Genomic DNA, 21,596 nt, shown 5'->3' with positions numbered 1-21,596 from the left:
TACCTTGTTATAAACACGAGGCACTTACAGTGCCTGCAAATGCTCCCGGTGCCTCTCTTCACCCAATTTTGATGCGTTTGCCCTGCAGGGCGGGCAGCCTTACCGGTTTGCGCCTAATGACTGTATCCCAGCGAAATGCTGATGCCGATAATCATCATTACAATAAATGTGATGAGTACATACAGGTAATCTTTTTCGACCAGGAATGCAATAAAGGAGAAGAGAAGGCGCAGCGCAGGAGTAAGGAAAAGCAGGATGATCCCCAGGAAAATAATGGAAGTACCACTGTGACTTTTGATACCGGTGACCATTTCTTTCAGCAATTGCCCGATGCTCTTGTCGGCCTCGGTAAAACTGGCGTAATGCATGGGTTCCCCGCCGTGTTTTAACAGGTATACCACACCTCCGGCTGCACCTGTACCCAGGGCCAGCCATACCCCGTAACGAAGCAGGGTTCCGATAATAGTTTGTAATGTTTTATCCGTGAAGTTGTTTTTCTGCATCTGTAACTGGTTTAAATCTTGCCGGCAATGCCGTTATAGATCATGTTAAATGCCAATAGTAAAATAAGGATAGCAAAGAAAAGCCGGAGTTTTGCGGGGTTTGAACGGATCAGGATCCGGGATCCCGTCATCGATCCGAAAAGCACACCGATCATGGTGGGCATACAGATACCAGGCTGCACATATCCTTTTTGCAGATAGATCACGGTGCTGGCAATGGCGGTTACTCCCATCATAAAATTACTGGTAGTGGTAGAAACTTTAAAGGGGATGCGCATGATATTGTCCATGGCTATGACCTTAAACGCTCCGGATCCGATGCCCAGCAGCCCGGACATCATGCCGGCGATGCCCATCATACCGAATCCTCCCAGCACATTTTTTGTACCATAGGAGATCGGCCGGCCATTACGATCCGGGTAGCTGCCATCCAGTTTTAATTTCCGGGCCAGCGGGCTGCTTTGTTCCAACACGTGCTCTTCTTTTTTCCGCAGCGAATTGATAGAAGAAAAGATCAGTGTCAGTCCAAAAAGTACCGCAATTAATGAGCCGGGGGCTATTGTTGAAATGAGCGCCCCGCAAACGGCCCCGGTGGTGGTGGCAATCTCAAGAAAGATCCCGAGGCGCATATTGGTAATGCCTTCACGTACATAAGCGGCTGCAGATCCTGATGATGTGGCAATAACAGAAACCAGTGCGGCTCCAATGGCGTAATGAATGTCGACCCCCATCCCGATCGTGAGCAACGGAATGATGATGATGCCTCCCCCAAGACCGGATAAAGAGCCGATCAGCCCCGCCATAAAGGCACCCAGCAGCATGATCAGCGTAAATGTAAGTACAGTCATATGCGATAAAAGATGATCCCTGCCGGCTATTCACAGTTTATTGCAGCCGGCTGATGTTTGAATACCGGATCTGCCCCCGGATCATTCCGAAGGTAGGAAGAAATGATGAAGGGATACTTCTTTGATGGATGGGCGGTAAACCGGTATATATGAAAAATGGGGTTAACTAACCCCATTTACTGCTACTTCTTTATTGATCTTCTGGATCAGCCCCTGCAGTACCTTACCCGGTCCGGCTTCTGTAAACCGGGTGGCACCGTTGGCGATCATCGCCTGTATGCTCTGGGTCCATTTTACAGCGCCTGTAAGCTGGGCGATCAGGTTCTCTTTGATCTCTTCCTTGTCCATTACCGGCCGGGCAACCACGTTCTGGTAAATAGGGCAAACCGGCTGGTGAAAGGCTGTTTTTTCAATAGCGTCCTGCAGCTCTTTCCGGGCGGGCTCCATTAAGGGCGAGTGAAAGGCGCCGCCTACCGGCAGTACCAGTGCCCGTTTGGCGCCGGCTGCTTTCATGCGCTCTACGGCGATCTCAATTCCCCCGGTAGTGCCGCTGATCACCAGCTGGCCCGGGCAATTATAATTAGCTGGAACAACGATCTCCCCGGTTTCTTCCTGGATGGCCCTGCAGATCTCTTCCACTTTTTCATCCGCAAGGTTTAATACGGCGGCCATGGTAGACGGCTGCAGTTCACAGGCTTTTTGCATGGCATTGGCCCGTACTGCTACCAGCTGCAGTGCATCTTCAAAAGCCAGTACATTGTTGGCCACCAACGCCGAGAACTCGCCCAGCGAATGTCCTGCCACCATATCGGGCCGGTTGTTCTCCATCACCTTATAGGCTACAATTGAGTGCAGAAAAACGGCAGGCTGCGTCACTTTTGTTTCCTTTAGCTCATCTGCAGTCCCCGTAAACATGATATCGGAAAGGCGAAATCCCAGGATCTCATTCCCCTGTTCAAACAATTTTTTTGCAAACGCATTGTTGTCGTAATGCTCTTTTCCCATCCCGGTAAATTGCGAGCCCTGTCCGGGGAATACCACTGCCTGTTTCATATTCACTTTTTTATTTTGGTTCTTTTTCTTTTAACTTAAACGTGCACTGATGAGCTTTAAAAATTCGCTCCGGGTTGAGTTTTTCTGGAACTCACCATCAAATGCAGAAGTAGTTGTTTCGGAATTCTGTTTTTGCACACCCCGCATCATCATGCACAGGTGTTTTGCTTCAATCACCACGGCAACACCCAGCGGGTTCAGCGTTTCTTTAATAGCATTCATGATCTGCACCGTCAGGCGCTCCTGTACCTGCAGCCGGTGTGAGTATACGTCTACAACCCTTGCAATCTTGCTAAGCCCCGTGATCCATCCGTTCGGGATATAAGCTACATGCGCTCTTCCAAAAAAAGGCAGCATATGGTGCTCGCAAAGACTGTACAATTCGATGTCCTTTACAATGATCATTTCGCTGACGTCCTCATGAAATTTTGCCGAGTTAATGATCTCGTGCGCATCCATTTGGTAGCCCTGCGTCAGTACCTGCATGGCTTTCGCTACACGTTCAGGGGTTTTCAGCAGCCCTTCCCGCTGCGGGTCTTCACCCAGTTGCGCTATCACCTGTTGATAGTGCTGGATGAGTGCCTGGGTTACCGGTTCATTATATTTGTCTTCTTTCTTATAGGCCATGTTTGCCGGTCATTTAAGATGATGGATATTCAACAAAATTTCTTGGTGTTTCATACAGCCGGATCTTCAGGTCATGATCGTTGCCGATATGCGGGCGCAGGATGTCATAGATCACGATCGCAATATTTTCTGCCGTTGGGTTCGTATGTTTAAATTCATCGGTATCCAGGTTCAGGTTCCGGTGATCAAATTTATCGATCACATTTTTAGCCACCAGCTCACTTAATTTCTTAAGATCCATTACAAAGCCTGTTTGAGGATCTACTTCCCCGGTTACCTTTATTTCCAGCTCATAGTTATGTCCGTGATAATGTGGTAAAGCACATTTACCAAAGATCTTTTCATTGGTTGCATCATCCCAGGCCGGGTTAAAGAGCCGGTGTGCCGCGTTAAAATGTTCTCTCCTGAAAACGGATACTCTCATACTGGATAAAGGTACGTACAAACTTAACCAAAATACTCTACATAAATCCTTGGCGTTTCATAGAGTTTTATGCAATGAAGCAGTACGCCTTCGGGCAAATGCGGGCCCAGCTCGTTCCATATAGCAATAGCCAGGTTTTCCGTGCTGCACAGCTTTCCTTTCATGAAGTCTACGTCTTCATTCAGGTTCCGGTGGTCCAGTTTTTCAATGATATGATCTTTAATGATCTCGCTCAATTTTTTTACATCATACACAAAACCGGTGTCGGGATCGGGTTCTCCTTTTACCGTAATGTATAGTTCATAATTATGCCCGTGCCAGTTCTTATTGGCACATTTGCCAAAAACCTGCTCATTCTGCGCCTCCGTCCATGCAGGGTTGAAAAGTTTATGCGCTGCGTTAAAGTGCTCAATTCTTGTGAGATATACCATATATCATAAATAAGTAAGCCGGCAATGGCCCGGCTCTGAAGAGGGGAAGTACACAAAAAAGATCCCTCCCTTTCAAAAAAACAGACTGCAAAGGTAACATTTCCCCCAATTATAAAAATGCCGAACTTCGCGGGGCGGAACATTTTTGCAACCGTTACACAGGATATGCATAAAAAAATATTATTGCTGGCAGCCACGGAGCTCGAAATAAGGCCCTTAAATTCCTTCCTGAAAGAACAGGATGCGGTGGATGTGCTGATCGCAGGTATCGGGGGTGTCAGTACCACATATGGATTAACCAGGCAGCTTGCCCGGCAACGATACGACCTGGTGCTTCAGGCAGGTATTGGAGGGAGCCTGGCAAACCGTTATGCGCCAGGAACCGTGGCGGTTATTAACAGGGAGTGCTTCGGCGACCTGGGTGTGGTGGAGGAAGGACGGCGCAGATCGGTTTTTGACCTGCAGCTGGCGCCGGCTGACGCTCCGCCATTTACCGGGGGATGGCTGCTGAACCCCTACGACGGGTTGATGGCGCTTACCGGGCTGGATCAGGCTAAGGGTGTTACTGTTAACGAGATCACGACCAGCAAGGATACGATCCGGCATTTTAGAAATGATCTGGGTGCGGAAATAGAATCAATGGAGGGCGCTGCACTTCATTATGTGGCTTTGCAGGAAGCAGTACCCTTCCTCCAGGTAAGAGCGGTATCCAATTATGCGGGTGAAAGAGATAAAACAAAGTGGGCGCTGGGTGCGTCCGTTTCGAAGCTTAATGAGATCATAGAACAGCTCATCAGGGCTTTTATTGCATAGGCCGCCGAACATTTCCTGGTTTTTTCCTGTTTTATAAAAAGGTTAATAAGAAGAATCATATGAAGCTGAAACTGGGGTTTTCTCCCTGTCCGAATGACACGTTCATTTTTGATGCGCTGGTGAACGGGAAGATCGATACGGAAGGGCTCGAATTTGAAGCAGTACTGGAAGATGTGGAAACGCTGAACCGCTGGGCACTGGAGGAAAGGCTGGATGTAACAAAGCTGAGCTTCCCCGCCTATTTTAAAACAGGGGAGCAATATACACTGCTTAATTCCGGAAGCGCTTTGGGAAAAGGAGTAGGGCCATTGCTGGTCAGTAACCGGCGGCAACCCTTTTCAGCAGCAGAGATCAATGAGGCAGCGGTTATATTGCCGGGCGTCAATACAACGGCACATCTGCTTTTTAGTTTTGCTTACCCCGACGCCCTCCATAAATCATTTGGTGTGTTTCATGAAATAGAGGATGCTGTGGTCAATAACAGGGCGGCGCTGGGTGTGATCATTCATGAAAACCGGTTTACCTACCAGGATAAAGGATTGGTGAAGGTTACAGATCTGGGTGAATACTGGGAGCAGGCCATGAAGGTTCCCATACCACTGGGTGGTATTGTAATAAAGAGATCGCTGGGGGATGCATTGTATCAACAGGTAGATGCGCTGATCCGGAAGAGCCTGCAATATGCTTTTGACCGGTATCCCGCGGTTTCGGCCTATGTAAAGGAACATGCACAGGCAATGAGCGAAGAGGTAATGCGTAAACACATCGATCTGTATGTAAATAATTACAGTCTGGACCTGGGCTCTGAAGGCAGGGAGGCGGTGCATACCCTGGCAGGGATCCATCGCCGGATGCATGCCGGCGTTTAGGAAAAAAGCAGCTGGTTGTGCCGGTGCTGCAGGCTTGCTGTTAAAGCACCGTTGTAGCACTTTCCATCGTACTGTACTACATTCCGGATACCCCGGAGCGCATTGGTGAGGAATAAGGCATCGGCTTCTTTTAATGTTTCGGGGGTACAGGACCGTTCGGTGATCCCCGGTTCCGCGGTCAGCAGGTACGACCGGAATACACCGGCTACGCAGCCGTCCGTAACAGGCGGGGTGAACAGGGCCCCGTCTTTGATCCAGAAAAGGTTAGAAATGCTGGTTTCTACTACCTGCTGTTTTTTATTGAGGATAACACAGTCGTTCCATCCCTGGCGGTTACAGCATTGCGCGGCTCGGCTGTATATAAAACTGGCGGACAGTTTCAGTTCCGAAAACCGGTGTACCTCTTTTTGCATTTCATTATACAGCCCCAGCAGCAGGCCTTTGTCCGGGGCCGGCGCAAAGGGTTCGGCTTCTATTAAATAGTGCAGGCCCGACCGGTCAAAAAGTCCGCCATCCCCGTTGGAAAAGGACAACCGTACCCGGGCGTTTTCCTGGCAATGGTTGAGGCCGCACAGTTTTAGGATCTCCTCATAAAGGCGCTCCGGGGATACATCCCCGGCAAAGGAATAATCCAGGAGCGACAGGCTTCTGAGGATCCTGCCCCGGTGCAGATCCCACAGGGGTATTGCAGAGTGGTGCACCCGCAGGGTCTCAAAAAAACCATCCCCGTACCGGTAGCCTTTGTTAACCGCGGGGATAACAGGAACGGCCGCATCTGAAAAAACACCGTTAAAGCATTGATAATACATGGGAGAAATAGTCTGCTGAACGGGAATTATTTTACGGTACGCGAAGGTTGCGATGGAGCCCCGGCGGATGGAGGCGGAGCGGCGGCATGGGCAGAATCTCCCGGAGCACTCTTAACCGTATCCTGTTTGGCTCGTGCCTGCTGTACATTGATCGAATCCAGCATGGCCACAAACAGGTCGGGTTTGCGCTGGTAATATTCAAGACTTTTGTCAAATTGTTTTTTAGAGATCTTATGCAGCGTAAAGATCTGTTTTAACACCTGCTGGTTCACTGCCGCGCGGTTCAGGTTGGGATTGCGAAAGTATACATAGCCATTCACAAATTCACCTCCTTTTGCAATGTCCCATAGGACAGCCTGCATTTTATCCTGGGGCAGCACATCTTTGGGGCGCCCAAGCCCGCATGCGGTAACCGTGATGCCGAGGATCAGTAATGGTAATAGCTTATTCATATTGTTGTAGTGCCCGTTTTGATAATGGTATCCAGGATGTCCTGTGCCACTGCTGTTTTTGATTTGGATTCAAAACCGGATTTTTCACCGGTTTTGGAGTAGATGGTTATTTTGTTGGTATCTGCACCAAAAGCGGCGCCATCATTTAAAGAGTTCAGTACAATATAGTCCGCGTTTTTTTTATGCAGCTTTTCAAGCGCATGCCGCTCTTCATCATTGGTTTCCAGGGCAAACCCCAGGAGTACCTGCCGGCTGGTTTTAACGGCTCCCAGGGATGCCAGGATATCGCGGGTTTTTACCAGGCTCAGTTCCAGCCCCGGTTCCTGTTTTTTTATTTTTATTTCACTGGTCGTTGCCGGCCTGTAATCGGCTACAGCTGCGGCCATAAGGGCTATATCCGCGGAGCTGAAATGATCCATACAGGCCTGGTACATTTCCTCTGCAGAGGTAACTTTTACTACCGTAATACCAGAGAGGTCCTGTTGCAATATGGCAGGCGCCGGGCCCAGGACAAGGACCACCTCCGCGCCGCGCTTCCGGCATTCCTGTGCAAGGGCATAACCCATTTTGCCGGAAGAGTGATTACCGATGAACCGTACCGGGTCAATGGCTTCATGTGTAGGACCTGCCGTTACCAGCACTTTTTTCCCTTCCAGGCTTCCGTCTGCTTTATTATTAAAAAAGGATCCGATCTGCGCCAGGATCGCTTCCGGTTCTTCCATACGTCCTTCGCCGATCAGCCCGCTTGCCAGCTCGCCATGATGCGGCGCCAGCACAATGTGTCCGAATGCTTTCAGGATCCCGATGTTTTTTTGAGTGGCGGGGTGGTGCCACATATCCTCATCCATGGCCGGGGATACCATTACCGGGCAGGTTGCAGAAAGATATACCGATAATAACAGATTGTCACAATGCCCCTGTGCCATTTTTGCCAGGGTATTGCAACTCAGCGGTGCAATCAGCATAAGATCGGCCCATCTTCCCAGTTCCACGTGATTGGCCCAGGTATTGCCGGAAGCTATATCGGTAAGCACTTCATTTTTTGAAAGTGTAGACAGCGTAAGCGGCGATACAAAGTCCCTGGCTGAAGGCGTCATGATCACTTTGACAATTACTTTTTGCTTTACCAGCAATCGCACCAGGTGAACGATCTTATATGCGGCAATACTGCCACTGATACCGATGACTATTTTTTTCCCTTCCAACATTTATCAAAAGTAAGTCAAAAAATAAAGGTGAACCCCTTGTTTTTTGAAGTGGAGTGCTGTTTTTCAGAAGGTGCAATGGGCACCCGGAGCTGTTTCATTTCCAGCTCCATTCTTGAAACAGCGGTCGCTATGAAAAAGACACTTATAATATCAGGATCCTGGTGTTTGTGCGATTGTTCTAATGCGTCGATATAGGCTTTTTTTGATCGCTGGTGCCATTTTATCGCGCTACATCAATATCCTGTTCCCATGCTCCGACCTCCGAACCTTTGGGGCAAAAGTGCTTTTGTGCCTCAATGGCTGTTTCTGCCCAAATGAAACAGCCGCAATGAATAACTGGATCCATTGCGGCTGCATTTCAAATATAATGACCGGTCTTAGCTGAACAGTTCGTCTTCAGCTTTGCGATAGTAGATTTTGTCATCCAGGAACTCCTGTGTGGCCAAAAGTGCGGGATTCGGCATCCGCTCATACGCCTTGGATATTTCGATCTGCTCTTTATTTTCATGGATCTCCTCCAGCGTATCTGTATGGCTGGCAAATTCATCCAGTTTATTATGGAGTTCTTCCTTGATGGAAATATTGATCTGGTTGGCTCTTTTACTTACAATGGCAATAGACTCATATATATTGCCGGTCTTGTTTTTTATCTCCTGCAGGCTTTTAGTTTCAACGCTACTGGGAGTACCAACACTAAGATGTCTTCTTAACTTGCTCATTATTATTGAATTTTTGAATTTGTGTTTGCGACATTGCCATATATTTCTCGATATCGGCTTTATATTTACTTTCGGGAAAACGGTCCAGGAATTCCCGGCACTCATCCATCACACTCTTAAAGCGCTCCGCCTTTTTATCAATGATACTGTTTTCGGCAAAAAGATAATAAGACTTTACAGACATCATTTTGTATTCATCCGCAATCTGGGATTCGGGGAAGTTCTCCAGCAACGCTGCAAAGCTAACCCCTGCAGCCCGGTAAAAACCCATGTCATAATAAAGCTTCGCACTTTTATAATCCTTTATTTCCAGTTTTTTCCTCAAATCATCCAGTATCCGGTTGGCTTCCGGAAGCCGCACTGAGCCGGGGTGGGTATTGATGAACGTTTGCATAAACCCAACGGCCTTAAAGGTGTTGCTTTGATCCAGCTCCGGCTTGGGCGACTGCTTGTAAAAAGCATAGGCGCGCATATATTCAATTTCCTCAGACTTCGGACTGTTGGGGAAACTTTCCAGGAATGTTTTGAAGTAATTCTCCGCCATTGCATAATCCCTTTGATAGTAAGCAGCGTATGCATACTTATAATAAATATCCTGGAACTGGGGGGTGGTCTTGTAATACGGTAAAATATCTTCGTAGATCAGTTGCGCCTTGTTGTATTTCTTTTTAGTATAAAAGGCTTCTGCCATTTTCAATTTATAGGCAGCATCCTTACTCTTTAAAATTTTATTCATGCCAGGCCCGCAGGACGACATTAAGAACAAGGCAGAGATGATAACAAAAAACCTCATAAAGTTTGCAAAGTTAACTATAACCATGCAAATATTCATAAAAACCTTAGCTGCCCAAAAAATGAGTCGTTAAGCTTTTGATAAAGAGCGGCTTGCCGGCCTATTTTTCACCATTGCCCGCTAAAAACTGATCCAGGGCGGTGATCATACTGGGTGTTTTAGGCAGGGGGGCCACAATCTGGGGGGTCAGCCCTGCCCGGATCGCCGCCTCGCGGGTATTATCGCCAAAGGTGCCGATAACCGTTTCCTGCTGTTTAAAATCGGGGAAATTGTCAAACCAGCTCTTTACGCCACTGGGAGTAAAGAAGCAGAGAACGTCGAACTGCTTGTCACCCAGCGATTTTTTTACATCATTGCTTTTTGTACGGTACATAAAAGCAAGATCAAAAGAGCAATCGTGCTGCTTTAACCAGCTGATGATCTCGTTATCCTGCTGGTTTTCAGAGCACACATACAGGAAATTGAGGTTCTCTTTGTGTTTGTTGATCACATCCAGCAGGCTTTTATTGCTGCCGTCTGTACCATAGAAGACTTTTCTTTTGCGGTAAAGAATGAATTTTTGAAGATAGAGCGCCACTGCTTCCGTGATGCAGAAATATTTGGTGTCCTGAGACACATTTATTTTCATTTCTTCACAGGTTCTGAAAAAGTGGTCGATGGCATTGCGGCTGGTAAAGATAACCCCCGAATAAGTGGGGATACTGATTTTCTGGCGTCTGAAATCTTTTCCGGTGATCGGTTCCAGCATGATCAGTGTTTCAAAATCCAGGGTAACACCGTGTTTTTTTTCAAGGTCGAAATAGGGAGATTTTTCGCTCTTTGGTCTTGGCTGGCTGATGAGTATATGTTGTACTTTTCCAGCTTCAGGCTTTGCCATGGGTTTTGTTGCTACGTTACTTGACATTAAAATTCTCCTAAATTGGGTGCAAAGGTACGCTATTCCCCGTTAAAAAATGTAAAATAAACTTATAGATTACAAAGGCCGGAAGCAATTCGAATGCAACGAAATAGATAAAGAAATGGAAGAGACTGATCTTATTACTCTTCTGAGCCATCTGAAGCGCTACTGTAAACCGGTAAAGAAACAGGGCACCGATGATCAGCCAGCTAAGCGTCCAGATAATGGTCTTGATCCCCGTGCCGCCCAATGATGTGACAATGATTACAGGAAGCAGGAACAGCACAAGGATCTTGTTTACAAGGAAGATCAGGAAAATGTAGGCATCTGTAAGATGCTGCAGCTTAAACAGCCAGCCAAATAATTTCAGCAGGAAAAATTTTGCCAGGTACGCCAGGGATACAAAGGCTACTGCAAAAGCAAACAGCTGCCAGAATGGATAGGCGGGCTTATGGGTAGCCAGTTGTTCTGCCATCAATGCAAGATAGTAGCCGGCAACAAATACAAACAGGATGTTAAAAAGAAAAGATGGCAGGGTATTCTGACTGAGCTGTTGCTGCAGCTGGCGCTGCTTCAGGGTACGTCTGAAAAACAGGGTGGTCAGATCATCGAAATATTTTGAAAAAGCGGTCTTAAATCCGGCAAACAATAACATGATGCCTGCCAGCGTATAAAAGTAGATCTCTTCACCCGGCTGCCGGGGCCGTTTGCTGTACGGTGTTATAACCGGTGTGGCGGTAAAGACATAATAGGGGTGGTGGGCCAGTATCTTTTTTGTGAGGTTAAAATTGCGCTCCAGCGCGGAGAGCTGCGCCAGGCTTTTCAGGCTGTCGGCAATGGCAGCCCTGATCCGTGTACTGTCTGCCGCCGGCAGATGCGGTATTGCCGCGCCGATCCGGTTCAGCGTGTCTTTTTTAACAGAAGCCTTCCTGGTTGCGTGTGCCAGCGAGTCCCGCTTTATGCCGGTTCCGGAGGCCGGTCCGGTTTTTTTTACTGCAGCCGTATCTTTTTTTGCCGCCGGTGGCCGCAAGGTTTTTACAGCGGTATCTTTTTTCCGCGAAGTGTCTTTTTTCGCATTGGTTTTACCGGTATTGGACTGCTGCTGCAATTGGGGCCTGGGAACTGTTTTTGCCGGTGTGGTTGTTACAGCTCCCTTTTTTCCTGTTACAGCAGGAGCTGCCGGCTTTGTAGCCGCCGGTTTTTTTACAGCTGGCCGGCTGGCCGCCGGTTGCCGGTTGTTATTGGGTTTTGATACCGGTTTTGTTACCCGCTGCGCCGGTTCTTTGGCACTGTCTTTTTTTTGAGCAGATGCATTGCTCATAGAAAAGAAACTGAGGAAAAGTATAATGATTAAACGAACCAAACTAAATACGTCTTTGAACCGCAAAAATAACAAGCCGGCCCCAATATCACCGAAAAAGATGAAGCCCCTGCGGAGCAAATGAATTTTAACCGGGCCATTCAGGATTTCCGGGTAGCTTCACCTGTACGGCATCCGCGCAAAACCAATATGCCGCATTTTTGTATCCCGATCTGCAGGAATGTGAGGAATCGATTTGTTCTATTGCCGGAATTTTGATACTTTCCTGCTGTTAAAAAATGTTTATGAAATATTGTTTATTGCTGGCGGGCTTTTTTATATGCAGCGTTTCCGACGCTGCGATGAATACAAACGGGGATTCTGCGTTTAATTATGAAGGCGGCCGCTTTGAGAAAAATGGATACGTATTGCATTTTACATCCAATGCGGCGGACTTTAGTGCAGCGGTTAAAAAGCGGATGGTGGATGCTTTCTTCACCGTATACCCAAAATTGGTGAAGGATTTTAATAAGGATGCCGCAAAGGAGGTCCGTTTTAAAATAGACACTGCTTATCATGGTGTTGCGGCCACGGGCGGTGGAAACGTGGTGTACGATCCTGCCTGGTTTGCAAAAAATCCGGGAGATATTGATGTGGTTACCCACGAGGTTATGCATATCGTACAGGCTTATGGACGCAGTGTGGGCCCCTGGTGGATCACCGAGGGTATTGCCGATTATATCCGGTTCAAATACGGGGTTGATAATGACGGGGGGCGCTGGAAACTACCGGAATATACCGACCGGCAGAAATATTCAGATGGATACCGGGTAACGGCACGGTTCCTGGCCTGGATAGAAGCGAAAGCAAAACGCGGCACTGTAAAAGCGCTGAATACGGCCCTGCGGGATCATTCTTATACTGCGGAAAGTTGGAAACAGATTACCGGCAGATCGCTGGATGAACTCTGGTCTGCGTATTCAAAAGATCCGGTCTTATAAAGGCCATTGTTCGCGAAGGATACCATAAACGAAATTTAGCCGGTCGGGTTCGCCATGATAGGCGATCCATTCTTCCTTTAATTTTAACGCTCCCAGCTTTTCAACTGCTTTTTGCGAACGGTAGTTTTCTGCACCCACATGAAAATAAACCCTGTTCACAAACCGGAATATATAATCCAGCATCAGTTGTTTTACCTGCCTGTTAAGCCCGGTACCCCAGAACCTGGTGGCATAAAACGTATAGCCGATAAAGATGCTGTTGTCTTCAGCGTTGTAATGGTAAAACCGCGTGCTTCCCGCCAGTTCGCCGGAGGGAAGTACCCTGCAAAGAAAAGCGCCTCCGCTTTGTATGGCACCTTCAAAGAAGGTTTTGAACACGGCTTGCCGGTAGCGGTCCTTGTTGGGATGCATTTGCCATACAGCGGGGTCGGAGGCCACAGCGTATAATTGTTCAAAATCGCCTTCCTTTAATGGCTGGAGTTGTACCTGCTCATTTTTGAGGAGCGGCTGAATGGAGAACGGAGGTAGGATCTGCTGACCGGGCATATTAAAGATTTGAATGCGGAGTGAAGATAGATAAAAACGGGATGTTAGCGGTTATGGGGCGTTTTATAAGTTGGTGCCGGAGCATTATACCTTTGCTTATGTGCGGGTTCCGGGTGTGTATCCTAATAAATCCAGGTCCTCATCAGCGGTTACAAAATAGGTCTTCGCATTTTTTAAGACATAAACGTCGTCGGAAATGGCCATTACCTGCCGATAGTGATGGTCAGTGATAAGGAACCCTTTGTTTTGGGTTTCGGTTCTTATCAGCTGCATTAGTTTTTCTACCTGCACCGGGCTCAGGCCCGAGAACGGTTCATCCAGCAGGGAGAAGCGGGAAGGGGATTTTATGATAACATAAGTTTCCACCAGCCGCCGTTCGCCTGTCGACAGTTTCCCGATAGCTGTATTATTACCCGCCCGGAGCTCAGGGAACAATGCTGTGAATGCTGCCGGGTCCAGTCCGAAATTTTTAAACACGGTCCGGATGGTGGCACTTGGGGGGATAAAATGAAACTGGGGCAGGCTTGTTACCAGGTGGGGATGCTTGTAGGCATCATAGACGATATGCCCGTTGAGCTGAACCGATTTCTCTGCAGGTAACAGTCCGTAGATGATCTGGAAAAGACAGCTTTTCCCGGAGCCGTTTCTTCCCAGCAAACCGGTAACCCTGTGTTCATGGCATTGAAGACGGATGTCCGAAAGAATAACCCTGTGGTTCAATGAGAGCCGGATACCACCGGCGAAAAGGTATGGAGGGATCGCATCAGGCATGAAAACAGCAGGTAATAACGATGAAAAGAAGGAGGTCGAAAAGCAGGAGTGGTATCCAGATCTGTTTACGGGAGATCCCCTGGTTATAATAGTAATAGTATTCGTTTTTTTTGCGCCTGTTGATGGTGAACCAGGTAAGAAGAAGGGTGCCTGACTTTAGCAACCACAGCAGGGGGAAGATACCGGACCCATATTGCCTGTAAAGCAATGCGGCTACGGCGTCTACGATAAGGGAGAACAGGATGAAGCTCCGGTAGAACAGGGATAGCAAATGGATATATCGGGTTGGTTTCATGATGAAGAATGCTTACGGAGCAGCTCATACAAGCCTTCTGCTTCGAATAATAAACGGCCGATTTTCAGATCAGACCAGCCGTCTTCAAGTTTATAGGTGAACCGGGGACTACCGTTTTCGATAATACAATCTATATGCAATACATGAACGGTATTGCTGGTAACAACGGGCTGCGTTTTTAATTCATGCAAATGGGTGGAAACGAAAAAACAGGAGTCTTCAAACCGATGCATTCCTTCAAGTGTGCTGCAGGTAATGGCAAGGGCATCCGCACTGTTGGTACCTTTGAACAGCTCATCAAAAACGGCAAAACAACGCTTCCCCGCTGCTGCTTCCAGGATGAGGTGTTTAAGATTTTTGATCTCATACATAAAATGGCTGTACCCGTTCTGAAGATCATCCCGGTGATTGATAAAAACGGCAATATGATCAAAAAAGGGTATTTCGGCTGCGCTGGCAGGTACTGCAACGCCGGTATGCGCCAAAAAAACACAGAGACCGATGGCTTTGAGCAGGGTCGACTTTCCTGCCATATTGGGTCCGGTAAGCAGACCAACGTTTTTGGCAAGCACTATATCGTTCTTTACCGGCTCGTTCAGGAGGGGATGATAAAGATCCCGGATGGCTATTGGCCCCGTTCCCAATGCCGGGAATGCAAAACCTTTCCGTACAACGGCAAGGCTAATGGAAGTATAGGCTTCAAACCGGAAAAAGACCGGCCAAAACCGCTGCCAGCCGCCGTCCTGCTTCCGGGCGATAACTTTTGCAGACAATTGCTTTACCGCCTTTTCTCCAAATTGCTGCTCATTGATAAGCCCTGCATAGTAGGGCAGGTCGAAGTCCGTTAACTGCTGATGGATGGTTTCCAGTGCCGCTTTGTAGGTGCCCGGAAAAACGGAAAGATTGATCATGGTGATCCATTTCCGCAGGAGCTCCTCAAAAAAAAGTACAAACTGTGCATACGCGTTCATTAATACCTGCTGCTCCCGTTTCTGAGCCTTTGAGGTAAAGATACTGCTGCCGGAAAACGGCCGGTCCTGGGTCTGTATAAACTGGTACACCTCGGCAAACGCCGCGCGGGAATAATTGTAACTTTTAAGAAAGGGATAATTCTTTACAAACCCTTTTAGTATCTGCTGGCGCTCCCCGATGTGGGCGATTGAAGGAAGTGGCTGAATAAGCAGTTCTGAAAGAACCTGCTCGGCAAACGGATTATTGGTGTAATTGAAAACCGGCAGTATCTCTGTCAGGATGTTGAGATCAGTTATCTGGTGGTTGCTGGTCAATAGACAGGGTTTTGGTACTCAAATTACCGGGTTTCAGCGGTATTGCAGTGATAAAGGGTCCTAAGTATTTCATAAAATTTTGAGAAGGAAAGGGGAGCTTGTTTTAAAAGAAAAAGGCCGCTCAGAAATGAACGGCCTTTAACCAAATGAAACGTTGTCTTGCTTTATTCTACGATCAGTGGTTTTATTCTACCGGGAGTGGTTTCACATTTCGTTCTGCACCGGGGTAACCGATGTTCTGATTGATGACGCCGTTTGGATTTAAAACGATCGCAGCCGTAGGGATAGGCCAAAGGATATGATGCACACTTACTTTGTATTCTGCCCATTTATGTTTTACCCCTTTGTTATAAAAATTGCTCCGGCTTACTACCCGGTCGTACCAGAAATTGACGCCCATCTGTTTTACATTGGAACCGGTACCTCCAGGGCCGCTTATGTTTTCCAGTTTATAAATGTGGCCGCCAAAGATCTCGCAGGGCTTGCCGGTTTTTGCATAGGTATAGGCGATCCGTACCAGTTCGATATGCCGGTTCTCTTCATAATAGAGTTCACGGGCCCGTTCATCCAGGATCTCCCCGATATTGATATCGGCTGCTGTCAGTGGCATGGCGCCGGCGCGGGTACGCACTTCGTTCATCGCAGTTGCTGCCGATCCCGGGTCGTTTTTCCAGTAGTAACATTCGGCCAGCATCAGGTATACCTCTGCAGAGCGATAAATGTACCAGGGGGTTTGACCACCGGCCCAGGTGGCTTGTAATGGGTCGGGAACGAATGTTTTATAATGCGGCCAGGGGAACCAAAGCCGGATGGTATCTTCCACGCTCATGGCGGCGGGTTTTACAAAGTGTTTGCCGTACCAGGGGCTTTTGCCTTTGATGCTGGGGTTGTTATATAGCAGGTCTTCCATTCGCCTCCAGCTATCATGGTTGTATGGCCCGCGCAGATCATTGCCTTCCTTATCGGACCGCCATATTTCGTTGGTAGAATACCAGGTGGGGCGCAGGCGACCGATACCGCGCCCGTAGGTTTTGTTCAGGTCCAGACTGTCTGGGGTGCCGTCAGGTGAAGGAGAAACGGTGCCGGTTGCACCATCCGGGGTTTTAATACCCCCGCCATTCCAGTAGGGTACGGCGTTGCGCATGATCTGGATGCGGTCATTGGGTGAAGTCGTCGGGTCTTCTGCATTAGGGTAGGCTACCACATACATCAGCCCCTCGGTATTCGACATATCCAGTTTGGCTTCCACACTGTGCAGGTCAAACATCAGGTTTGTATGGGCCTTGGTTTTATTGCCGGTAAAGCGGTTTTTCATCAGTGGGTGTGCCGCAACCACTTCTTTACCTACGGCAATGGCACGATCAAAATCAGTTAAGGCCATGCATACTTTCATTAGCAGTACGCCGCAGGCCGATTTGGAGGTGCGTCCACGGTCCACATTGTCCGGTACCCATTGGTAGGCAAATTCCAGGTCTTTTTTCAAACGTGCCAGGATGCTCCAACGGTCGTTGGAAATAAAATCGTCCTTCGGATGGTCCAATACATGTTCCACAAAGGGCACATCTCCAAACTGGTGCACCAATTTAAAATAGCGGTAAGCCCTGTGAAAGTAGGCCGATCCCAATATCGCATTTTTTTCGGCCTCGTCTTTAAACTTGGTATTGTCAATATTGTCGATCACGGTATTAGCGTATTTAATGCCATTATAGCCTTCGTTAAAATACCAGCCAACCCTGGTGTTATTGATATTGTTCAGTTCCGCATCGGGCAATAGGGAAACGTCCATATCCATTTGGGGTCCTGCCTTATCCGTAGTGCCTTCAACGGCTACTTCCGACTGCATAATTTCGGTAAGAATAGGCGCACCGTCTCCAAAATATTCATGCCGCATATTCCTTTCACAGGCGGTAAGCGTTGAGTAAAAAGCGCCTGGATCTTTAAGTGTAACGCCCGGCTCATACAGAGAAAGGGGTTTGGGTTGCAGCCATTCCTTATTGCAGGCAACCAGTGCAATTGCCATCAGTGAAATGGGCAGCATTTTTTTATATATAATTGATCGGTTCATGATACTAAAATTAAAGTGTCAGATTAAGGCTTAAGTTATAGGTGCGGGGAGTAGGGGCTCCGCCAGATTCCGTGTCTCCAAATTTCCAGTGGGGCGACCAATACAAAGCATTGCGGACAGAAGCCGAAATACGCAGGCTCTGTGCTTTTATGGCCGTTAACCAGGATTGGGGCACTGCATACGAGAGTGCTATATTATCAAGCCGGATAAAGGACTGGTTCACATAATTATTACCGAGGTTTTTAGAACCGATGCGGGCGTAATCGTTGATAGGGTTATCAACCGTCCATCTCGGCTGCATATAATCGGTGGTTCGGTCCGGGAAACTGTTACTGTTGGCCGCCCTGTTAAAAGTGCCGTATTCCCCCCAATTTGCATAAACAAACAGCGACAGCGTTAACCGTTTGTAGTTGAGGTCATTTCTCCAGCTCCACCGGTAGCGGGGAGTGGTATAGCCCTGGAAAATCTTGTCAGCATTGGTTAGTACGCTGTCGCCGTTCTGATCCTTATATTTAAAGTCGCCTGGCTGATTTCCATACCGGGCAGCTGCTCCCGCTTCATTCGCCTGCCATACGCCAACCCGCTCATAGCTCCAGTAGCGATCCGGGTCCTCTCCTATAAACCAACCTTTGGTAAGATCGTCGGCTTCCTTTTGCCCGATTACATTGCCATTAGCGTCTTTTATATCCACCATATTGCCGTATAGACGTAGAATCTTCCTGCGGTTCAGCATAAAAATAAAACCGCTGCTCCAGTCAAAGTCCTTCTTCTGAATGATGATGCCGTTAATACTTGCTTCAAACCCTTTATTACTCATCTGGCCCAGGTTGGCTGCTACGCTTGTGAAGGCTACAACAGGGGGTAATGAGCGGTCCACCAGCAGATTTTTGGTAATGGCTGTGTAAGCATCAATAGAACCGCTAAGCCTGCGGTTGAGCACTGAGAAATCAACCCCGATATTATAGGACTCCTTGGCCTCCCATTGCAGGTCCAGGTTGGCCATGCGACTTACATAGAGTTGTGATGCAAGGTAAACAACGCCGCTTTGATTAATATAGGGATGCAGCGCGGAAGTCATATTCGAAAGGGCTGAGTACTGATCGGAAATGTCCCGATTTCCGTTCTGGCCCCATGAAAGCCGCAGTTTCAAATAATCCAGCCATGACCCTGTTGATTTCATGAATTTTTCTCCCGATAGATCCCAGGCAAAGGCGAGAGCCGGGAAAGTTGCCCGGGGGTTCCGGGCACCAAATGCGGAATAGCCATCTCTTCTTATAGAAGCAGTCAGCATATACCGGTCTTTTAAGGAATAAAAGAGGCGGCCCATCAGGGCATCCCCCGTTTTGTAGGTATCATTACTGGAAGCATGTGGAACGGTAGCTGCCTGCAAGCGATGGTAACCCAGGATATCGCTGGGGCTATAAGCTGTTCCCGTGGCATCGGTCTGCCAGTATTGTCCTTTTTCCGCATTCTGTAAAAAGGTTACTTCAAAATTATGAATACCATAGCGTTTTTTCCAGCGCAGCACATTATCAATTTGCCAGTTAAAGGTTTTTTCAAATTTACGCTCGCTGCTACCGCCGGTTGCTGTCCAGGCAATATTCTTGGAAGATTCATGATTATAATACTCATGCCATATAAGGGTCGGTGTATAATTGGTCTGCAACTCAAATCCGTAGGGAAGGCTAACAATAGCATAAAGACTTGAGTTGATGGATGAGGTCTGATCCTTACGATCGCGGTACAGGTTATCATAAAAAGGATTTACCGGTGTCGCGTCGCTGGTGGGCAGCCGCTGGTACAACGGAAGAACGCTGGTATCGCCAATATTATTGGAACCATAAGGAGAAATGGCGGTCATCTGCGCCCAGTCTGCCTGCAGAAACCCTTCGTTCCTTATGGAAAAATTGGTATTGGCGCCTATTTTCAGGAAGGAAGCTACTTTTGATTCAAGATTAAGTCTCGTACGAAAATCCTTAAAACGATCGCCAACAATAATTCCCTTACGGTCTACATGGTTAACAGAGAAGTAGTAGCTGGAATTTTCGTTTTTGTTGGAAATGGCGGCCGTATAATCCTGCTGAAAGCCCCGCTGAAAAACCAGGTCCTGCCAGTTGGTGACCTTATTGTTGATATAATTGTCGATCTCCGGACTTTTCAAATCAAGCCGGGCTAACCAGCTGCGGAGCAGTTGTTCCTCCGTTACAGAAGTTGCCGGTGTTTTCTGGTCGTAATTATACCAATCCAACGGCTTTACATTGGTTAGTTTACGCGGGTCTATGAACATTTCAGGGTATTGCTGAAGGTATGCTGAGGTCCTTCTTCCCACTTCGTAGTCATAGCGCCACTGCAGGAATTCGGGGCCGTTCATTACCCGGGGCATATTGGCATTTTCTACAAAGCCTACATTGGAATTAAAGGTGATACGCGGTTTGCCGGATATGCCTTTTTTGGTAGTAATTAATACCACACCATTAGCGGCCCTGGCTCCATATACGGCGGTGGCGCTGGCATCTTTCAGGATGTCAATAGACTGGATATCGTTGGGGTTGAGATCCGCAAAGGATCCGTCGAAAATTACCCCGTCCAATACGTTCAGCGGACTGCTGCTCGCCTTTAGGGTACCGGAACCTCTTACTAATAAATCAGCATCTGCTTTAGCACTGTTGCCCTGACCAATAATCAGGCCAGCGGCATTACCCCGCAGGAGGTCCTGTACCGACCGGGGTGCTTCTTTTTCCAGTTTGGTGGCTTGCACGGAGGCTACGGCGCCGGTAACGTCTTTTCTTTTGGCTGTGCCATATCCGATTACGACTACTTCGTCCATCCCCAGGGTTTCTGTGGCCAGCGTTACATCGATTTTTGCATTGCCGCTCACCTCCTTTTCCTGCCGTTGATAGCCGGTAGAGCTAAATTCCAAGATGGTATTGGGCCCTTCCGGCACATTAATAGTAAACGCTCCTTTTTGATTCGTGACGGTTCCCGTGGAGGTTCCTTTGATCAGGACTGTAACGCCCGGCACCGGCGTTCCACTTTGATTAGTAACAACGCCGGTAACCGCCCACCGGCCTCCTTGACCCAGAACGGATCGGGCATTCCATACTCCGATAAGTGTCATAAAGACAATTATCCAGTTCCTACAGCTGTGCATAGTCTTAATTTGGTTTAATTTAAAAAATGGATGATCTGTCTGATTGCGTTTTATGGGCGCAACCTCCCTGTCAGTATACTACTGTGTATGCTGGTAAACTGCGTTACAGAAATTTAAAAAAATTACACAATCGTTATTCCGATTATTACATTCCTCATGCTCAAGCAAAACAAATGTAGTGATTAATCGATGAATAAAATACACAGGAAGCGGGAAAGGATTTACGAAAACGTTGTAAATCGTTTATACCGGCTCCGGCCGGCGATGAGTTGTTCCGGGTTTAAAGTTCAACCGGGGCAGCCATCGGACAGGTCAGACCATTTTATAACTGATGAGCTGGGGCCATGATTGGGCGCAATGCATTTCACTGACCACCACCGGGTGTGTGGGTTTAATAATGAACCGGAATCAATTTTATTAAAATGCGTAATTACTAGTGGTTTGTGAGGACACCAATGCTATTAAAATAAGAAAAGTCTGTATCCAGGATCGTCCTTCCAGGGAGACAGGCATCTGCGATGGTTGCTACTATTGTAGGTAATGGGCATAGTACAACCATGAGCCTGATCCTTAAGGTTTCTGGCTTTTCTGGCAAAGCGGATCCTGTTTTCAGCAGCTGATTGTGCTTTATTTGTACATGGGACTAAAGCGATTTTTTCGTTTAAACTTGTGGTTTCTGGCAAAAGACCTGTTGGGTACAATAGCTACAATAGAACTTGAGATCTTGCCTGCCA

General features: G+C 47.7%; 22 protein-coding genes. 3 read left to right on the top strand and 19 right to left on the bottom strand.

Translation table 11 applies throughout. The features are described from left to right. Positions 1-113 precede the first annotated feature (113 nt). From BLS44_RS25430 to BLS44_RS25405, 6 genes are all read right to left on the bottom strand, one after another. A complete protein-coding gene (locus tag BLS44_RS25430; protein WP_090393578.1) occupies positions 114-503 on the bottom strand; it encodes a DUF1634 domain-containing protein in 390 nt (129 codons plus the stop codon). 11 nt (positions 504-514) lie between these two features. Continuing rightward, positions 515-1,351 (bottom strand): sulfite exporter TauE/SafE family protein, encoded by an 837-nt coding sequence (locus tag BLS44_RS25425; RefSeq protein ID WP_090393577.1) that lies wholly within the window; start codon positions 1,349-1,351, stop codon positions 515-517. A 162-nt stretch (positions 1,352-1,513) separates the two neighbouring features. Further along, positions 1,514-2,404, bottom strand: coding sequence for an ACP S-malonyltransferase (fabD, locus tag BLS44_RS25420; protein ID WP_090393576.1), 891 nt, complete (start codon positions 2,402-2,404; stop codon positions 1,514-1,516). 30 nt (positions 2,405-2,434) lie between these two features. Beyond that, positions 2,435-3,031 (bottom strand): GTP cyclohydrolase I FolE, encoded by a 597-nt coding sequence (gene folE / locus BLS44_RS25415; RefSeq protein ID WP_090393575.1) that lies wholly within the window; start codon positions 3,029-3,031, stop codon positions 2,435-2,437. Positions 3,032-3,044: 13 nt separating this feature from the next. Continuing rightward, a complete protein-coding gene (locus BLS44_RS25410) occupies positions 3,045-3,455 on the bottom strand; it encodes a 6-pyruvoyl trahydropterin synthase family protein (protein ID WP_090393574.1) in 411 nt (136 codons plus the stop codon). A 23-nt stretch (positions 3,456-3,478) separates the two neighbouring features. Continuing rightward, positions 3,479-3,886 (bottom strand): 6-pyruvoyl trahydropterin synthase family protein, encoded by a 408-nt coding sequence (locus tag BLS44_RS25405; protein WP_090393573.1) that lies wholly within the window; start codon positions 3,884-3,886, stop codon positions 3,479-3,481. Positions 3,887-4,003: 117 nt separating this feature from the next. On the opposite strand from BLS44_RS25405, the gene mqnB reads away from it, so the two are divergent. Then, positions 4,004-4,699 carry a futalosine hydrolase gene (gene mqnB, locus BLS44_RS25400; protein ID WP_245729449.1) on the top strand — a complete coding sequence of 232 codons (696 nt, stop codon included), beginning with the start codon at positions 4,004-4,006 and terminating at the stop codon, positions 4,697-4,699. A 59-nt stretch (positions 4,700-4,758) separates the two neighbouring features. Then, on the top strand, positions 4,759-5,568 hold the full coding sequence (locus tag BLS44_RS25395) for a 1,4-dihydroxy-6-naphtoate synthase (RefSeq protein ID WP_090393572.1): 810 nt from the start codon (positions 4,759-4,761) through the stop codon (positions 5,566-5,568). Here the strand turns inward: BLS44_RS25395 and BLS44_RS25390 are convergent. The 7 genes from BLS44_RS25390 to BLS44_RS25360 form a co-directional block, all read right to left on the bottom strand. Continuing rightward, positions 5,565-6,377, bottom strand: a complete 813-nt coding sequence (locus BLS44_RS25390) for an aminotransferase class IV (protein ID WP_090393571.1) — start codon at positions 6,375-6,377, stop codon at positions 5,565-5,567. The genes BLS44_RS25395 and BLS44_RS25390 overlap by 4 nt on opposite strands. Before the next feature lie 26 nt (positions 6,378-6,403). Then, complete coding sequence (locus BLS44_RS25385) at positions 6,404-6,829, bottom strand: DUF4296 domain-containing protein (protein WP_090393570.1); 426 nt, start codon at positions 6,827-6,829, stop codon at positions 6,404-6,406. Then, positions 6,826-8,037 carry a bifunctional phosphopantothenoylcysteine decarboxylase/phosphopantothenate--cysteine ligase CoaBC gene (coaBC, locus tag BLS44_RS25380; RefSeq protein ID WP_090393569.1) on the bottom strand — a complete coding sequence of 404 codons (1,212 nt, stop codon included), beginning with the start codon at positions 8,035-8,037 and terminating at the stop codon, positions 6,826-6,828. The genes BLS44_RS25385 and coaBC overlap by 4 nt, the downstream gene beginning before the upstream one ends. 377 nt (positions 8,038-8,414) lie before the next feature. Beyond that, a complete protein-coding gene (locus tag BLS44_RS25375) occupies positions 8,415-8,756 on the bottom strand; it encodes a DNA-directed RNA polymerase subunit omega (protein WP_090393568.1) in 342 nt (113 codons plus the stop codon). Continuing rightward, positions 8,731-9,549 carry an outer membrane protein assembly factor BamD gene (locus BLS44_RS25370; RefSeq protein WP_090393584.1) on the bottom strand — a complete coding sequence of 273 codons (819 nt, stop codon included), beginning with the start codon at positions 9,547-9,549 and terminating at the stop codon, positions 8,731-8,733. Before BLS44_RS25370 ends, BLS44_RS25375 begins: the two co-directional genes overlap by 26 nt. A gap of 100 nt (positions 9,550-9,649) precedes the next feature. After that, positions 9,650-10,426: a uroporphyrinogen-III synthase gene (locus tag BLS44_RS25365; protein ID WP_245729447.1), complete on the bottom strand. Its 777-nt coding sequence runs from the start codon at positions 10,424-10,426 to the stop codon at positions 9,650-9,652. 37 nt (positions 10,427-10,463) lie between these two features. After that, entirely contained in the window at positions 10,464-11,768 is a 1,305-nt protein-coding gene (locus tag BLS44_RS25360; RefSeq protein WP_245729445.1) for a DUF4271 domain-containing protein, read from the bottom strand. 284 nt (positions 11,769-12,052) lie between these two features. Between BLS44_RS25360 and BLS44_RS25355 the strand changes: the two genes are divergently transcribed. After that, complete coding sequence (locus tag BLS44_RS25355) at positions 12,053-12,748, top strand: basic secretory protein-like protein (RefSeq protein ID WP_090393582.1); 696 nt, start codon at positions 12,053-12,055, stop codon at positions 12,746-12,748. Here BLS44_RS25355 and BLS44_RS25350 read toward each other — a convergent pair. From BLS44_RS25350 to BLS44_RS25325, 6 genes are all read right to left on the bottom strand, one after another. Then, positions 12,743-13,294: a GNAT family N-acetyltransferase gene (locus BLS44_RS25350; RefSeq protein WP_090393566.1), complete on the bottom strand. Its 552-nt coding sequence runs from the start codon at positions 13,292-13,294 to the stop codon at positions 12,743-12,745. The genes BLS44_RS25355 and BLS44_RS25350 overlap by 6 nt on opposite strands. 96 nt (positions 13,295-13,390) lie before the next feature. Beyond that, positions 13,391-14,065 carry an ATP-binding cassette domain-containing protein gene (locus BLS44_RS25345; RefSeq protein ID WP_090393565.1) on the bottom strand — a complete coding sequence of 225 codons (675 nt, stop codon included), beginning with the start codon at positions 14,063-14,065 and terminating at the stop codon, positions 13,391-13,393. Continuing rightward, positions 14,058-14,360: a hypothetical protein gene (locus BLS44_RS25340; RefSeq protein ID WP_090393564.1), complete on the bottom strand. Its 303-nt coding sequence runs from the start codon at positions 14,358-14,360 to the stop codon at positions 14,058-14,060. The genes BLS44_RS25345 and BLS44_RS25340 overlap by 8 nt, the downstream gene beginning before the upstream one ends. Continuing rightward, positions 14,357-15,646, bottom strand: a complete 1,290-nt coding sequence (locus BLS44_RS25335; RefSeq protein ID WP_090393563.1) for a MutS-related protein — start codon at positions 15,644-15,646, stop codon at positions 14,357-14,359. Before BLS44_RS25335 ends, BLS44_RS25340 begins: the two co-directional genes overlap by 4 nt. Before the next feature lie 184 nt (positions 15,647-15,830). Continuing rightward, complete coding sequence (locus tag BLS44_RS25330) at positions 15,831-17,711, bottom strand: RagB/SusD family nutrient uptake outer membrane protein (RefSeq protein ID WP_090393562.1); 1,881 nt, start codon at positions 17,709-17,711, stop codon at positions 15,831-15,833. A gap of 10 nt (positions 17,712-17,721) precedes the next feature. Further along, complete coding sequence (locus BLS44_RS25325; RefSeq protein ID WP_245729443.1) at positions 17,722-20,829, bottom strand: SusC/RagA family TonB-linked outer membrane protein; 3,108 nt, start codon at positions 20,827-20,829, stop codon at positions 17,722-17,724. Positions 20,830-21,596 lie beyond the last annotated feature (767 nt).

Origin of the sequence: Niabella drilacis, from assembly GCF_900101395.1 — a bacterium.
Lineage (GTDB): Bacteria > Bacteroidota > Bacteroidia > Chitinophagales > Chitinophagaceae > Niabella > Niabella drilacis.
Note: the sequence above shows the minus strand (reverse complement) of the source record. Positions and strands in the feature narration are given on the sequence as shown.